The following is a 15,313-nucleotide window of genomic DNA, read 5'->3' as shown; positions in this document are numbered from 1 at the left end:
ATCAGCGCATCAGCAGCTTGATGGTGAGCGCCAGCAGTCGCCCCTTCTCGCCGCCCAGGTCATGACGGTAGGCGAGGTCCAGCCCGCCGCCGCCCTCGGACACGAAGCCGATGCCCGTGCTGAGCTGGGAAATCTTCCGGAAGCCGTCATACGTGTAGCCGCCACGCACCGGCAGCACCTGCCCGAAGAGGTACTCCAGGCCCGCGCTGTACGTGAAGGTGTTGGTGTTCTCGGTGACGAAGTCCGCGCGCACGTCGGCGGCCACCGTCAACTGCTGCGTCAGCACGCCCACGTGCGCCGTGAAGTAGCGCGTCAGCTCCGCGTTGTCCGTGTCGATGAGGTTGTGCGCGGACACCCCCGCCATGAACGACGGCGACAGGCGCAGCAGCAGGCCCGCGTCCCCGGTGACGGAGTTCGCGTACCGCGAATCGCCGCTCAGTCGCAGGTAGCGCGCCACGACGCCCAGCATCACCGCCTGGTTCAGGGGCAGCCCCACGCCCAGGGAGCTGAAATGGGCGCTGGTGCGCGCGCCGCCCCGGCCCAGGCTCACCCAGTGGTAGTCGATGCCCATGGCGAGCCGGCTGGAGGCCGCGTCGAGCACGGAGATGCCCAGCAGGCCTTCCTTCGTCTCGACGTCCCAGGCACCCGTGCCCTCCACCCGGTAGGCGGGGAAGAGGGCCATGGCCGCGGGATTGCCCAGCACGGCCTCGGTCCCCAGGCCCAGCGCCCGGTAGGCACCTCCCATGCCGTAGGCCCGGGCGCTCATCAAATTCCGCAAGTCTTCCGCGGGCTGGGCCAGGGAGGCGGTGGACACACACAGCGCAATCAGCAGGACAGTGGGGCGGATCGGCATGTCGTTGGCATCCTATCCAGCTTGAAGGGGGCGGGTGCCATCAATAGATTCCCGGCCCCAACGTGGGCTATCTGACCCATCTCGCCTCCGCGCCTTGAGCGCCCCGGGTTGCTCGAACCGCCGCGCGAGGTCGTCAAGACGGAGAAGCCGTGAAGCGCATTGCCGCACTCCTGGCAGTCCTGGTCTCTTTTGCCGCGGGCGCCTATGTGCTGCCCGGAGGCTCCATCCTCCGCCGCACGGTGGCCGAACGCGACGAGCTCAGGCTGTCCTCCCTTCGCGTGGAGGGCTCGCTCAGCTTCAGCGGCGCCGCCGTGAAGGAGGCCGGGGCCGCGCTCGGCACCCCCACGGACCGCCCGGAAGTGCAGGGCGATGGCATCCTGTACCTGCGCGTGCCGGGCCGCTGCCGCTTCGAGGCCTCCGTGCCCGACGGCAACGCCCGCGCCGCCGCCGTGCAGGCAGGGGGCCGCCGCCGCTCGGAGGGCACCGAGATTCCGGCCATGACGGTGCTCGTCTCCCAGGTGTGTCCGATTCTCGCCGCTGGCGGCGGCAACGTGCAGGACCTCAAGGAGTCCCTGCAGCAGTACCTCCAGTCGCTGGGCGTGGATACGAGCCGCACCGGCCTGGCGCGCTTCGGCGGCGAGGTGGCGTACGTGCTTGGCGAGATGGCCGAGGGCCGGCCTCAGTTCTGGGTCTACAAGGATTCCTTCCGCCCGGCGCGGCTGCGCTACACGGACAGCGCCAACACCGCCTGGGACATCCGCTTCCTCGACTACACGTCGCCGGCCACCGGTGAGTGGATGCCGCGCACCATCGAAGTCTGGAAGGGCGGACAGCGCGCGCTGCGCTTCACCGCGCTCAAGGGCGACAACCGCGCCACGATTCCGGAGAAGCTCTTCACGCCGTAGTCGCGGCCCGTCGTCACACGTCCGTGGCCCTTGACGCAGCCGGGCGTGCGGGCGTGCGGGCGCGGAGCCCCTCCTCCTTGGGCTGATTCCCTTGCGGCGCGCGGCGTCTGGGGGGAAGAGTCCGGCCACGCTTGGCCGGGGCTCCACCCGGCCCGCCACGCAAGAGGAGCAACACATGAAGGTCTACGGCCATCCGATGAGCGGCTGTACGCGCGCCGTCCTCACCACCCTGGCGGAGAAGGGCCACGAGGCCCAGTTCGTCCTCGTGGACCTGATGAAGGGCGAGCACAAGCAGCCCGCGCACGTGGCGCGCCAGCCGTTCGGCGTCGTTCCCGCCTTCGAGGACGCCGAGGTCGGCATGCTCTACGAGTCGCGCGCCATCATGCGCTACCTGGACCGCAAGCTGTCGGGCCCCTCGCTCACGCCGACCGACGCGCGCGGCTATGGCCTGATGGAGCAGTACATCAGCGTGGAGCACTCCTACTTCACCCCCGCGGCGGGGAAGGTCTTCTTCGAGCGCCTCTTCAAGCCGCACATGGGCGGCGGCGCGCCGGACGAGGCCCGCATCGCGGAGGGCTTCAAGGGCGTGGAGCAGGTCTTCGCCGTCATCGACCCGGTGCTGGGCAAGCAGCAGTACCTCGCGGGCGACAGCTTCTCCCTCGCCGAGGTGTCCTGGATGCCGTACATGGAGTTCTTCGCGGTCTCCGGCGGCGTGGAGCTCATCAACCAGCACAAGAACGTGGCCGCGTGGTGGAACCGCGTGAGCAGCCGTCCGTCGTGGAAGAAGGTCGTGGGCCGGTAGCCCGCCGCGCGCACCACCCGGGCCGGGGTCTCACGCTAGAGGCCCCGCTCGGGAAGGCGCAGCTCCCGCGAGACGCACGGCTCCAGCCGCCCCCTGTCCTGACGGTGTGGCTGGGGCGGGCGGACGTTCATGGGCTCGGCAGCACGCTCCTGGAACGGACTACCGCGCAAGTCCTTCACCTTCGAGGCCATGTCAGACCCATCCGGCACTGTGAACCCCGGTAGCAGGACGGTCGGGGTTGGGGTGGCGGTCGAAGGGAGCGTCATGGAACAGCAAGCCTTGTGGGACGACACGGGCGCGAAGCCGGAGGCGGCCCCCTCCACCCGGGGTTCCATGTCCGTGCGTACGTCCGGTGCGAGGAGCCGCCGGGAACTGTCCCAGCCCGAAGGCGCCGCTACAGTGGGCGCCGCAGTGAGCCCTCCCGTCCTGGCCTCCATCGCCGTTGGCCGTCCCGTCCGGGGCGAGTTCACCTACTCGGTGCCGGACGCGCTCGCCGGCCAGCTGGCGCCAGGCCAGCGCGTGCTGGTGCCCTTCGGCCGGGGCACGGCGCTGGGCTTCTACCTGGGGCCCGCCTCCCCGCCCGCCGAGGAGGGCGTCAAGCTCAAGCCCATCCAGCGCGTGCTGGAGGACTCGCCGTCGCTGCCGAAGGACCTCATCGCCCTGCTGCGCTTCGCGGCCGTGCACTACCGCTACCCGCTGGGCGAGGTCATCCGCGGCGCGCTGCCCCCCGGCCTGTCCAAGGCGGTGGACGAGAAGGAAGCGAAGCCGGACGTGCAGCTCTTCGCGGTGGCGCTCGTCACCGAGGTGCCTCCGGAGCTGCACCGCGCGCCCGCCCAGTCCGCCGCGCTCGCGTACCTGCTGGCCGTGGGAGGGCGCGCGCCGCTGGAGGAGGTCTCCCACGCGATTCCGGGCGCCCGCGAGACGCTGAAGAAGCTGGCCGCGCGGGGCATGGCGCGGATTGAGGAGAAGAAGCTGGAGGCCGGCGTGAGGGACGGCCTCATGCAGGGCCGGCCCGAGCGCCTCACCCCGGAGCAGGCCACGTCGGTGACGGAGCTGCGCGCGGCCCTGGACGTGGGCGACTTCCAGCCCTTCCTCCTGCACGGTGTCACCGGCAGCGGGAAGACGGAGGTGTACCTGCGCGCGGCGGAGCATGCGCTGTCGCAAGGCAAGGGCAGCCTCATCCTGGTGCCGGAAATCGCGCTGACGCCGCAGCTGGTGGGCCGCTTCCGCAGCCGCTTCGGCGCGGAGGTGGCGGTGCTGCACTCGGCGCTGAAGGACCGTGAGCGCCTCTTCCACTGGCAGGCGCTGCGCCGGGGGGACGTGAAGATTGCCGTCGGCGTGCGCTCGGCGGTGTTCGCTCCGGTGGACAACCTGGGGCTCATCGTCGTGGACGAGGAGCACGACCCGTCCTTCAAGCAGGAGGAGAAGCTGCGCTACCAGGCCCGGGACCTGGCCGTCGTGCGCGGCAAGCAGGCCGGGGCGGTGGTGGTGCTGGGCTCGGCCACGCCGGCGCTGGAGACGCTGGAGAACGTCAAGCGCGGGCGCTACCGGCTGCTGGAGCTGAAGAACCGGGTGGATGACCGGCCCATGCCCACCATCGAGTTGGTGGACCTGCGCGTGGAGCGTCCCCGCGAGGGCATGGTGACGGAGGAGGCGCCCATCCTCAGCCCGCCGCTGCTGGCGGCCATGGAGGAGACGATTGGCCGCGGGCAGCAGGTCATCCTCTTCCTCAACCGGCGCGGGCACAGCACGGTGCTGATCTGCGAGGTATGCGGCCTGTCGCTCAAGTGCACCGAGTGCGACGTGTGCCTCACGCACCACCGCTCGCAGAACCGGGTGGTGTGCCACTACTGCGGGCTGGCCATGCCGCTGCCGGACCGGTGCCTGGAGTGCACCGGCCCCATGCTCAAGCTGGGCGTCGGCACGGAGAAGGTGGAAGCGGAGGTGCTGGAGCGCATCCCCACCGCGCGCGTGGCCCGGCTGGACAGGGACTCGGCCACCAGCGCGGAGCGGCTGACGGAGATGCTGGCCTCGTTCGCCCGCCGGGAGCTGGACGTGCTGGTGGGCACGCAGATGGTGGCCAAGGGGCACGACTTCCCGGGCGTGACGCTGGTGTGCGTCGTCATGGCGGACACGTCGCTGTCCATTCCGGACTTCCGCGCCGCCGAGCGCACCTTCCACCTGCTCACCCAGGTTTCCGGGCGCGCGGGACGGGGCAAGGACCCGGGGAAGGTGCTGGTGCAGACCTACAACCCGGACGCGGAGCCGGTGCGGCGGGTGCTGGCCCACGACTTCGACGGCTTCGCGAAGCAGGAGCTGGAGTGGCGCAAGGCGCTGGCGTACCCGCCCTACTCGCGCATGGCGGCCATCCGCTTGGAGGGTGAGCACCCCGAGCAGGTGGCCGGGGTGGCTCGCCACCTGGGCAACCTCGTCTCGCGGCACATGCCGCCTGCTTCGGCGGGGGTGCGCCTGCTGGGGCCGGCCCTGGCGCCCATCTCCCGCATCCGGGGGAAGACGCGCTGGCAGTTCCTCGTGAAGGGGCCGACGCATGCGGCGCTTGCCCCGCTGCTCGCCAGGGTGGAGGCGGCCCTGGGGGACGTTCCGAATGGGGTGAAGGTCGTGATCGACGTGGATCCGGGGGCCATGCTGTAGACTCGGTGCCCCCCATGGGCGCACCGGTTCTCCTCGTACACGACGACATCGCCACCATCGCCGCGGTGCGGCGTCTGCTCACGCGTGAAGGGTACGAGGTCATCCTCGCCACCTCCGCCGCGGATGCCCTCATCGGCTTCGGGCACCACCTGCCCGTGCTCGTCGTGCTCGCCCCGGGCGTGGAGAGCGGACGCGGGCACGTGGTGCTGGAAGAGTTGCTCCAGCATCCGGAGGGAAAGAAGGCCCGCGTGCTGCTGCTGGGCGAGCCGATTGCCGGCTTCAGCGCGCCGGTGGCCCCGCTGCCGCTGGACGGGACGGGCTTCATGGCGCTGGTGGCCTCGCTCATCCGCGCACCGACGGAGGCGGACGCCTGGCACGTGGTGGAGAACCGCAGCCTGCCCGCGTCCGGGCCCGCGACTCCGGCGGACGACACCGAGTCCTGGCACGCCACGGCGCCGCGCCCGGTGGCGGGAGACCCGGCGCTGGCGAACGCGCTCTTCGGTGACCTGGCCCCGCTGCACCAGACGGACTGGGAGCTGGCGGCGATGACGCGCGAGGAGCGCAACGCCCACGAGGAGGCCCAGCAGCGCGACCACCGGACGACCCTCGTCATGTTCTCCGCCATGGAGTTGGCGCACAAGGAGGTGGAGGCGCAGGCGATGGCTTCCATCGACTCGGCGCTCGGCACGGAGGTGGGGGACGGCTGGGGAGAGGGGACTCCGGCGGCTCCGGCGGAGGATGGCGCGGGAGCGGAGGACCCGGCTGCGCCGGTGGATGGAGCAGGAGCGGAGGCCCCTGTCCCGGAAGAGGGGGCTTCAGAGCCGCTGCAAGGCGCGGAGGCTTCGTCAGATTTCGGGGACGGGGCTTCGGAGTCTCAGCCAGGCGCGGAGTTCTCGCCAGAGTACGGGGACGGGGCTTCAGAGTTCCAGCCGGGAGCGGAGCCCTCGTCAGAGTTCGGGGACGGGGCGTCGGAGTTCCAGCCGGCTGCGGAGCCCTCGTCAGAGTTCGGGGACGGGGCTTCGGAGTCTCAGCCGGGCGCGGAGTTCTCGCCGCCAGACGTCGGAGATGGGGCTTCGCAGTTCGAGTCGGGCGCGGATCCCTCGTCAGATTTCGGGGACGTGGAGGCGGAGGTTCGCGCGGAGACCGAGCGCCTGGCGCAGCTGGAGATTGACGCGGCGCTGGCGCGTGAGCAGGCGGAGCTGTCCTCGGAGTTGTCGCCGCCGGTGGGAGGGCTCGCGTGGACGGAGGAGCCCGTCTCGCCGCCCGTTGCCCGGCCTGTGGGTGCGGCGCCCCAGCTCGGGGACGAGGGGTTCTTCGACGTCGACACGCCCGGGACTTCGCAGGACGCCACGCCGCAAGCGGAGGCGCCCTTCGCGGCGGCCGCCAGCGGGACTCCGTCCTGGATGGAGCTGCCTCCGGACCCCGAGATGGAGAACACCGCGCGGATGGCGGTGCGGTGGGCCGAGCCGGCTCCGTCCGCTCCCGTTGACGCCGGTGCGGCTCCGGAGGGGAGCTGGGAGGGTTCCAGCGAGCAGGGCTCGGAGTGGGGGACGGAGGCCGAGCTGGGGACGGATTCCCCCGAGGCCGGAGCACCGGGAGAGGCCGGTCCCACCGAGGGCAGTGTCGCGGCGCAGACCCCTGGTGAGTCGGGGAAGGCGGCTTGGGATGCAGCGGCGCGGAGCGAGGAGGACTCTGAGCACGGAGACCTCGCGGAGTCCGAGGGTGCCGAAGACGACGCGGACGCCGTGCCGTCTGCCTGGGATGTGCTGGAAGCGGAGCTGCAGGCCGCGGTGCGAGCTCGCGAGGCGGAGGAGGCGGGACTGTCCTCGTCCGAGTCGGATTCGGCTGAGGGCTCGGGTGAGGATTGGGACGACTCGGAAGCCGCCAACACCCTGATTACCGGCGGGAGCGCTGATGACGGCGCTGACGTTGGTGAGGGTGCTGCCGCGGACGCGAGCGCTGGCGATGCGGAAGCCGACGAGGGTGTCGTTTCGGGCACGGCCGCTTCTGAAAGCTGGAGCGATTCGGCGGCAGCGGAGGGCGTTGCTCCGGGCGTAAGCGCTGATGAGCAGGACTGGGGCAACGCGGAGCCCGCCGATGGCGTTGCTCCGGGCGCAAGCGCTGATGCGGGTGACTGGAACAACGCGGAGCCCGCCGATGGCGTGGCTCCGGGCGTAGGCGCTGATGCGCGTGACTGGAACAACGCGGAGTCCGCCGACGGTGTGGCTTCGGGCGCGAGCGCTGATGAGCAGGACTGGAGCGACTCGGAGGCCGACACCGCGGGCGTAGCGGCCGCGGGCCCGGGTGAGGCCTGGGGACAATCGGACGCGCCCCCGGCTGTTGCTCCGGGCTCTGATGAAGACTGGAGCGCCGCCGATCCCGACGCCTCCCCGGCCGCGGGCACGGCGGAGGGGTGGAGCGACCCGGCGACGGCCAACACCGTGGCCTCCGGCACGAGCACGGGCGCGGACTGGTTCGACTCGGACACGGACGGTGCCCCCGCCGCGACCGCGCCTGGACCGAAGACGCTGGAGTGGGGATCGACTGGAGCGGAGCCGGAGTCCTCGTCCCTCCCGGGTTCCGAGGCGGACGCGGGCTGGGATGGAAGCTCCGTTCCGGACGCGCCCGCGTACCTGGATGAGCAGTCGCCTGAGGAGGCCCCGACGCGGATGGCGGAAGGCGAGCCCGCGAGCGCGGTAGGGGCCCCGTCCGCGCTGCTCGCGCAGTGGCAGGCGCAGCAGGAGGAGGCGGAGCGCCACCTCGCTGAAGCGCACGAGCGGGTGCGCACGGTGCGCGCCGAGCTGGAGGCGGAAGTCGCGCGCCGCCTCGAAGTCGAGCAGCAGGTCGTGGAAGCACGTGAGCTCGGCGAGTCGCTGCGCGGCGTGCTGGACCGTGAAGCCGCGCTGCGAGTCGAGGCGGAGGCCGCGCGCGAGCAGGAGTCCTCGCTGCGGCTCGTGGCGGAGGAGCTGGCGGAGGCGGCCCGGCTGCGGGAGCAGGCGCTGGAGGAAGCGCGCTCGCGTGAGGTGGAGCTGCGGCAAGAAGCGGAGCGCCAGGTCCAGGAACTTCACGAGCGGCTCGCCACGCTGGACGAGCAGGGCTCGCAAGCGGAGACGCTGCGCCGCGAGGCCGAGGCAGAGCGCGAGCTCATCCAACAGCGTGACGCCGAGCTGGAGCAACTGCGCGAGCAGGTGTCCACGCTCCAGGCAAGCCTCGAAGAGGCGGAGACCCGCGCTGGCTCCGAGGCTCGCGAGCGCGCCACCGTGGATGCCGCCGCGAGGGCGGCGCTCGGGCGCATCGAGGAGCGCGAGCACGACTTCACCGAGCTGCGAGCGCAGCTCGAGGAGCTGAAGACCGAGGCGCAGGAACAGGCCCGTCTCCGTGCCGAGGCGGAGACGCGTGCCAGCGAGGCGGAAGCTCGCGCCCGTGAAGAAGCGGAGACGCGCGCGGAGATGGAGACCCGGGCCATCGACGCCGAGGCACGGGCCGAGACGCAGGAGCACGCCCGTGTGCAGGCGGAGGTCCGGGCCCAGGACGCGGCGACCGCCAGCGATGAGGCGCAGGTGCGCTCCGATGCGGAGGCCCTCGCGCGCAGTGAGCTGCAGGTGCGCATCGAGAAGCTCGAAGCGCGCCTCCGGGAAGAGGTGAAGGCCCGCACCGTGGCGGAGACTCGCGCCAAGGCCGCGATGCAGGCGCTGAAGGAAGTCGAGACGCGCCTGGAGTCCGAGGCCGCCGGCCGCGTGGAGTCCGAGTCCCGGGCCGAGTTGGAGGCCAAGGCCCGCCGGGATGCGGACTCCCGCGCGGAGTCGGCGGAGACCGCGACCTCCTCCGCCGAGGACCGCGCGGAGGCGGAGATTCGCGCCCGTGAGGCGGCAGAGGAGCGGGCGGAAGCCGAAGCCGAGGCCCGGCTCGCGGCGGAGACGCGCGCGACCTCCGAGGCCAGCGCTCGCGCCGAGGCGGAGGCCCGAGCGGAGCTGGCGGCGCTGGCTCAGGCCGAAGCGGAGGAGCGCGCGGAGTCCGAGGCGAAGGCCCGGACAGAGACAGCGGCGCGCGCCGAGAAGGAAGCGCGCCTCCGGGCCGAGGCGGAGGCCCGAGCCGAGACCGAAGCGGAGCAGCGTGCCAGCGCGGAGTCGCGAGCGGAGGCGGAAGCGAAGCAGCGCGCGGAGGCCGAGGCCCGTGCCGAGGCGGAAGCGAAGCAGCGAGCGGAGGCGGAGTCGCGCGCGGAGGCCGAGGCAAAGGCGCGTACTGAATCCGAGGCCCGTGCCGAAGCGGGCGCGACGTCCAGCACCGAGGCGGAAGCCCGCGCTGAGTCGGAAGCAAAGCAGCGAGCCGAAGCAGAGGCCCGCGCTGAGGCAGAGGCGGAGCAACGGGCCGAAGCCGAGGCTCGTGCCGAGGCCGAAGCGAAGCAGCGAGCCGAAGCCGAAGCCCGAGCCGAGGCCGAGGCGAAGCAGCGAGCCGCAGCCGAAGCCCGCGCCGAAGCCGAGGCGAAGCAGCGAGCCGAAGCAGACGCCCGGGCAGAGACCGAAGCGAAGCGCCGGGCCGAAGCCGAGGCTCGCACCGAGTTCGAGACGAAGGCCCGGGCGGAAGCAGAGGCCCTCGTGCAGCAGGCCGCGCTGGCCGCGACCGAAGCGGTCGCCCGTGCCAAGACCGAGGGTCGTCACCGCACGGCCCTCGAGGTCCGACTGGAGGCCGAGTCCCAACAGCGCGCGGCCGCGGAATCCCGAATCGAAGAGGCGTCCCAGGCCCGGAGCGCCGCCGAGTCCGAGCTCGCCACCTTCAAGGGCCGGCTCGAACAGTCGCGACAGGCTTCCGAGACGCTCCGCCAGGAGCTCGCGCGCGAGCGTGAAGCCCGCGAGGCCGTCGAGAAGGCGCTGGAAGCCCTGCGCGCGGAGAAGACGCAGCTGGAGGCCGACTCCGCCGAGGAGCGCGTCCGCGCCGAGCGTGAGCGCGTGGAGCTGGAAGAGCGTGGGCGTCGCGAGGCCGAGGAGGCCGCCGCGCAGGCCCGTGCCGCGCTGCTCCCGCTGGAAACCCCGCCCGGTCGGCCCGAGTTGGCGGTGTCTCGCAGCGGCAGCGTCACCCAGGACGGCCTGGCGAAGCTGGTGCTCCGGCTCTGCGAGGCGCGCATGGAGATGCGCCTGGAGCTGAAGGTGATGAACGCCCTGCGCGTCCTCTGGCTGAGAGATGGCGCGCTCGTGGGTGCCGTCTCCTCGGCGCAGGGGGAGTCGCTCATCGACCGGGCCCGCGCGGATGGCCTCATCGACGCGCGCCAGGAAGGCGAGCTGCGCCTGGTGCGCAGCGCCACCACGGGCGCGCTGCTGGACGCGCTGCGAGGCCGTGGCTACCTGCGCGAGTCCGAGTCCGTGCCGCTCGTGCAGCGCTACACCGAGCAGGTCTTCCTCGACGCCCTCGCCGAGCCCTCCACGCTGTACCGGCTGGTGCCGGAGCCCGCACCGCACGAGGTGGCGCTCGCCGCCGCCACGCGCCCTCCGCTGCACCTGCTGGCCGAGGCGCTGCGCAACACGCTCACCTCCGAGGCCCTGCTGGAGGCGGCCGGCAGCCTGCGCGCGCGCGTCACCCGGGGCGACATCCACCTGGCCCCCGACGACTTCGGACTGGCTCCCCGCGACTTGCAGCTCCTGTCGCAGGTGGACGGCGAGCACACGCTGGAGGCCCTGCTGCTGGGCGCGGGGCTGCCGCAGGAGGCCGCCCTCAAGGCGCTCGCGGTGGCTCGGACGCTCGGGCTCATCAGGCTCCAGGAGGCCAGCGACGAGGACTCCGGTGAGCTGCCGCCGGAGCTGGACGTGCGTCGCCTGGAGTCGAAGTTCGAGGAGATTCAGGACGCCGACTACTTCACCGTGCTGGGGCTGACCCGCACCGCCGGCAGCGAGGAGGTCAAGCGCGCCTACGAACTGCTGGCCGCCGAGTTCCACCCGCTGCGCTTCGCCGGGCACCCGGACCCGGCGCTCCAGCACCGCGCGCAGCAGATTCGCAGTGTCCTCTCCGAGGCAGCCCAGGCCCTGGGGGACGACCGGCTGCGAGCGGAGTACGCCCGCAGCCTGCTGGACTGACGCCCGGTGGGCAGCCGTGCGCCCGGCGGTCGCAGGCCGTCACACACGGTTGCCCGCCCGCTCGGGTGGAGTTAAGACGGCGCCCATGGTTCGCGAGATCCTGATCTGGCCCGACCCCGTCCTGAAGCAGAAGGCCCGGCCCGTGGCGAAGGTGAACGACGCCGTCCGAGTCCTGGTGAAGGACATGTTCGAGACGATGTACTCCTCCGAGGGTGTGGGGCTCGCCGCCCCGCAGGTGGGTGTGCTCCAGCGCGTCATCGTCCTGGACACCACGCACAGCCAGCCCGAGTCCAAGCCCATCGCGATGATCAACCCGGAGATCATCGGCATGGAGGGCGAGACGAGCTACAAGGAGGGCTGCCTGTCCATCCCCGGCGAGTCCGAGGACGTGGACCGGGCCGCCATCGTCACCGTGAAGTTCCTCGACGAGGAGGGCCAGGAGCAGACGCTGCGCTGCGACGGGCTGCTCGCCATCGCCGTGCAGCACGAGACGGACCACCTCAACGGCACCGTCTTCGTGGACCACGTCTCCACGCTCAAGCGCGAGCTCATCCGCAACCGGATGAAGCGCTTCAAGTCCGCGCGCGAGCGCGAGCTGGGCTCGCAGGCTTCCCGGTAGCGGGCCCGGCGGCCGGGGCCTCGCGAGGCTCCGCTTCCGCGCCCCTTCCCGCGGCCCGCACGCCCTTCTTCGGGCACAGGTCCGCGACGACGCAGCGCCCGCACTCGGGCGAGCGGGCGAAGCACGTCCGCCGTCCGTGCCACACCAGCAACTGGTGCCCCAGGGTCCACCGCTCCGGGGGCAGCACGGCCTGCATGTCCGTCTCCACCTTGTCCGGGTCCTCCTGGGTGGTGAAGCCGAGCCGGTACGCCAGCCGCTTCACGTGGGTGTCCACGGGGAAGGCCGCGTCGCCGCCCAGGTGTATGCACACCACGCCCGCCGTCTTGCGGCCCACGCCCGGCAGCTGCTCCAGCACGCTCCGCCGGAGGGGGACCTGCCCGGCATGCTCCTCCACGAGGGCCCGGGCGGCGGCGACGATGTTCTTCGCCTTGGCGCGGTAGAGGCCGCAGGTGCGGATGAACGGCTCCACGTCCGTGGGTTCTGCTCCGGCGTAGGCGCGGGCGTCGGGGAAGCGCTGGAAGAGGGCGGGCGTGACGAGGTTGACGCGCTTGTCCGTGCACTGCGCGGAAAGGATGACGGCCACCAGCAGCTCCAGGGGTGTCCGGTAGTCCAGCTCGATGCGGGCATCCGGCATGTCGGCCTGCAGCCGGTCCATCACCGCCAGGGCTCGCTGCTTCTTCTCCGCCACCGTCTCACGTCGAGGCACGCGGCCGTTGTATGTCACCCCTGCGGCGAGCCCAAGCACCGGCTGGGACCAACCCTTTTCGAGAGACCCATGAAGCCCATCGACTTCCGCTCCGACACCGTCACGAAGCCCACCCCCGCCATGCGCCGCGCCATCGCCGAGGCCGAGGTGGCGGACGACGTCTACGGCGAGGACCCCACCGTGCTCCGTTTGGAGGAGCGGGTGGCCGAGCGGCTCGGGTTGGAGGCGGCCGTCTTCACGCCGTCGGGCACGCAGGCGAACCAGATTGCCATCGGCGTGCACTGCCGCCAGGGCGACGAGGTCCTCACCGAGGCGGGCAGCCACATCATCCAGTACGAGGGCGGCGCGGTGCCGGCGCTCTGGGGCGTGCAGCCGCAGCCGCTGCCGGGCCAGCGCGGCCTGCTGACGCCGGAGCAGGTGACGGAGTCGGTGCGCGCGGAGAACATCCACGCCCCGCGCACGCGCCTGCTGTCGCTGGAGAACACTCACAACCGGGGGGGCGGCTCGGTGTGGCCGGTGGAGCGCTTCCGCGCGGTGGTGGAGGCGGCGCGCCGGGCGAAGCTGGCGGTGCACCTGGATGGAGCGCGCCTGTTCAACGCCGAGGTGGCCGCGGGCGTCCCGGTGTCCGCGTGGTCGAAGCTGACGGACTCGACGTCGGTGTGCTTCTCCAAGGGCCTGGGGGCGCCGGTGGGCTCGGTGCTGGCGGGTCGGGCGGACGTCATCCTCGAGGCGCGTCGGCTGCGCAAGCGGCTGGGGGGCGGCATGCGGCAGGCGGGCATCCTCGCGGCGGCGGCGCTGTACGCGCTGGACCACCACGTGGCCCGGCTCGCCGAGGACCACGCCAACGCGCGCCGGCTGGCCGCGGGGCTGGCGGAAGTCCCGGGCGTGAAGGTGGACGCGACGCAGGTGGAGACGAACATGGTCTTCGCGGAGTTCTCGCGGCCCGCGTCGGAGATGGTGGCGCTGCTGGCCACGCAGGGGGTGCTGACCAATCCCGCGGGCGGCCCGCGCTCGCTGCGGCTGGTGACCCACCTGGACGTGTCCGCCGCGGACATCGACGAGGCCGTGGCCCGCATCCGCCGCGCCGTGGCCTGAGCGGGGGCGCCTGCCTCCACGCCGCGTGAAACGCGGACCACCGGACACCCGGGAGCCCACTCCCGGAGCATGAGGAGGCGCCCGGGCGGGGCATGGTAGAATCGCGCTGCCGTGCGCCGCCCGAGCCTCCTCTTCCTCCTCACTGCCTGTGCCTGCGCCGCTCCCCGCGCGGAGCCGAAGATGAGCTTCGAGGAGCTGTATGGCGCCTCGCGCTCGCAGCCGCCCGCGCCAGCAAGCGTGGACGGCCCTGCCCCCGCCGTGTCGCCGGACACGTACCTGTCCACACCCGAGACGCTCCAGGCCGCGCTCGCCTCGTTCGCGGAGCGGGCCCGGGTCTACCGCACGCAGGTGGCCCGGGGCGGGACGATGCCCGCGACGCAGGTGGCGAACTGGGAGGCCATGAACCGGGCCATGGACGGTTTCCTGGCGCGGCCGATGGGGGGAGCGGACCTACGCGACCTGGGGCGGGCCCGGAGCGTGCTGGAGTCCGAGCTGGAGCAGGACGGCCGTGCGTACGGTGACATGCCGGGCGCGCTGGCGGAGGCGGTGGTGCAGCGCGTGGGGCGGCTCGCGTTGCTCCTGGCGGAATTGCGCCGCGTGGCGCACCCGGAGGAGGCAGAGGGGCACCCGCGCCTCGCGTGGCCGCTGGCCCCGGTCTCCATCACCAGCCTCTTCGGCCAGCGCTGGCACCCGGTGACGGGCGAGCACCGCCGCCACCTGGGCGTGGACCTGGCCGCGAGCCAGGGGCAGGCCATCTACACCGCCGAGAGGGGCGTGGTGCTGCGCGCCGGGTGGAATGGCGACCACGGCAACCAGGTGGAGGTGCAGCACGCGGGCCGCTGGGTGACGCGCTACAGCCACCTGTCCCGTGTGCTGGTGGAGCCGGGAGAAGTCCTTGAGCGCGGCGACGCGCTGGGCCTGGCGGGTGAGACGGGGCTGGCCACGGGCGTCCACCTGCACTTCGAGCTGTGGCGGGACGGCCAGCCGCTGGATCCGCTGGATGCGCTGGGCGGCGACGAGGCGTCCCCGGTGGAGGTGCCGCCCATGGCCCTGGGTCGCGAGGCCGTGGGCCCCGCAACGAATCAGGGGCGCCGCCCGGTGGGTCAGCGCCCCTGAACGTAGACCCGGTCCGCTGACGGTGCCCCTGGGGCGACCGCGAGCGGTACCGGGAGGACGGCCTACAGCGAGTTCTTCAGCTCCTTGGCGGGCCGGAAGCCGATGGTCTTCGAGGCCTTCAGCTTCATCATCTCGTTCGTCTGCGGGTTGCGGATCTTCCGCGCCTTGCGCGAGCGCACCGACCAGGTGCCGAAGCCGGGGTAGCTGAAGCGGGCGTCCTTCTTCACCGCCTTGCCGATGTTGGTGAAGACGATGTCGAGGATCTGCGCCGCGGACTTCTTGGTGAGACGTGTCTGCGCCGCCACCACCTCGACGAGCTCTGCCTTGGTCATTACGCCCCTCCGTCCTTGCGTTGTCTGGCCTTGAAAGTCCTTAACCCGAACGGTGGTAACAAATCGCTCTTTTCCCTGTCAATGCTGGCAGCGCTCCGAGGCCGAAAAATCGGCCTCGGGACGAAAAGTTGGCTCTGTGAAACACCGGGCGTACAGAGGAGAAGTCGC

11 protein-coding genes are annotated in these 15,313 nt (G+C 72.1%); 7 read left to right on the top strand and 4 right to left on the bottom strand.

Features of this window, described 5'->3' with window-relative positions:
• Position 1: 1 nt before the first annotated feature.
• Entirely contained in the window at positions 2–853 is an 852-nt protein-coding gene (locus G4D85_RS02315; RefSeq protein WP_164007424.1) for a PorV/PorQ family protein, read from the bottom strand.
• Between the two features lie 149 nt (positions 854–1,002).
• On the opposite strand from G4D85_RS02315, the gene G4D85_RS02310 reads away from it, so the two are divergent.
• Together G4D85_RS02310 and G4D85_RS02305 are read left to right on the top strand one after the other, a co-directional pair.
• The gene (locus tag G4D85_RS02310) at positions 1,003–1,758 is read left to right on the top strand and encodes a hypothetical protein (RefSeq protein WP_164007422.1); all 756 of its coding nucleotides are present in this window, start codon (positions 1,003–1,005) and stop codon (positions 1,756–1,758) included.
• 175 nt (positions 1,759–1,933) lie between these two features.
• Positions 1,934–2,560, top strand: a complete 627-nt coding sequence (locus tag G4D85_RS02305; RefSeq protein ID WP_164007420.1) for a glutathione binding-like protein — start codon at positions 1,934–1,936, stop codon at positions 2,558–2,560.
• A gap of 35 nt (positions 2,561–2,595) precedes the next feature.
• On the opposite strand, the gene G4D85_RS48755 is transcribed toward G4D85_RS02305, so the two are convergent.
• Positions 2,596–2,751, bottom strand: coding sequence for a hypothetical protein (locus G4D85_RS48755; RefSeq protein ID WP_205525385.1), 156 nt, complete (start codon positions 2,749–2,751; stop codon positions 2,596–2,598).
• A gap of 73 nt (positions 2,752–2,824) precedes the next feature.
• Between G4D85_RS48755 and priA the strand changes: the two genes are divergently transcribed.
• From priA to def, 3 genes are all read left to right on the top strand, one after another.
• Positions 2,825–5,212, top strand: a complete 2,388-nt coding sequence (gene priA, locus G4D85_RS02300; RefSeq protein WP_164007418.1) for a replication restart helicase PriA — start codon at positions 2,825–2,827, stop codon at positions 5,210–5,212.
• A 14-nt stretch (positions 5,213–5,226) separates the two neighbouring features.
• Positions 5,227–11,277: a DnaJ domain-containing protein gene (locus G4D85_RS02295; RefSeq protein WP_240359031.1), complete on the top strand. Its 6,051-nt coding sequence runs from the start codon at positions 5,227–5,229 to the stop codon at positions 11,275–11,277.
• An 85-nt stretch (positions 11,278–11,362) separates the two neighbouring features.
• A complete protein-coding gene (gene def, locus G4D85_RS02290) occupies positions 11,363–11,896 on the top strand; it encodes a peptide deformylase (protein ID WP_164007416.1) in 534 nt (177 codons plus the stop codon).
• Here def and nth read toward each other — a convergent pair.
• Positions 11,850–12,641 carry an endonuclease III gene (gene nth, locus G4D85_RS02285; RefSeq protein ID WP_164007414.1) on the bottom strand — a complete coding sequence of 264 codons (792 nt, stop codon included), beginning with the start codon at positions 12,639–12,641 and terminating at the stop codon, positions 11,850–11,852. The genes def and nth overlap by 47 nt on opposite strands.
• 30 nt (positions 12,642–12,671) lie before the next feature.
• Between nth and ltaE the strand changes: the two genes are divergently transcribed.
• Both ltaE and G4D85_RS02275 read left to right on the top strand, forming a co-directional pair.
• Positions 12,672–13,697: a low-specificity L-threonine aldolase gene (gene ltaE / locus G4D85_RS02280; RefSeq protein ID WP_164007412.1), complete on the top strand. Its 1,026-nt coding sequence runs from the start codon at positions 12,672–12,674 to the stop codon at positions 13,695–13,697.
• 111 nt (positions 13,698–13,808) lie between these two features.
• Positions 13,809–14,813: a M23 family metallopeptidase gene (locus G4D85_RS02275; RefSeq protein ID WP_164007410.1), complete on the top strand. Its 1,005-nt coding sequence runs from the start codon at positions 13,809–13,811 to the stop codon at positions 14,811–14,813.
• 62 nt (positions 14,814–14,875) lie between these two features.
• On the opposite strand, the gene G4D85_RS02270 is transcribed toward G4D85_RS02275, so the two are convergent.
• Positions 14,876–15,145 (bottom strand): HU family DNA-binding protein, encoded by a 270-nt coding sequence (locus G4D85_RS02270; RefSeq protein ID WP_002635502.1) that lies wholly within the window; start codon positions 15,143–15,145, stop codon positions 14,876–14,878.
• Between the last annotated feature and the right edge of the window lie 168 nt (positions 15,146–15,313).

The organism is Pyxidicoccus trucidator (assembly GCF_010894435.1).
In the GTDB taxonomy this organism is placed as follows: Bacteria; Myxococcota; Myxococcia; order Myxococcales; family Myxococcaceae; genus Myxococcus; species Myxococcus trucidator.
Note: the sequence above shows the minus strand (reverse complement) of the source record. Positions and strands in the feature narration are given on the sequence as shown.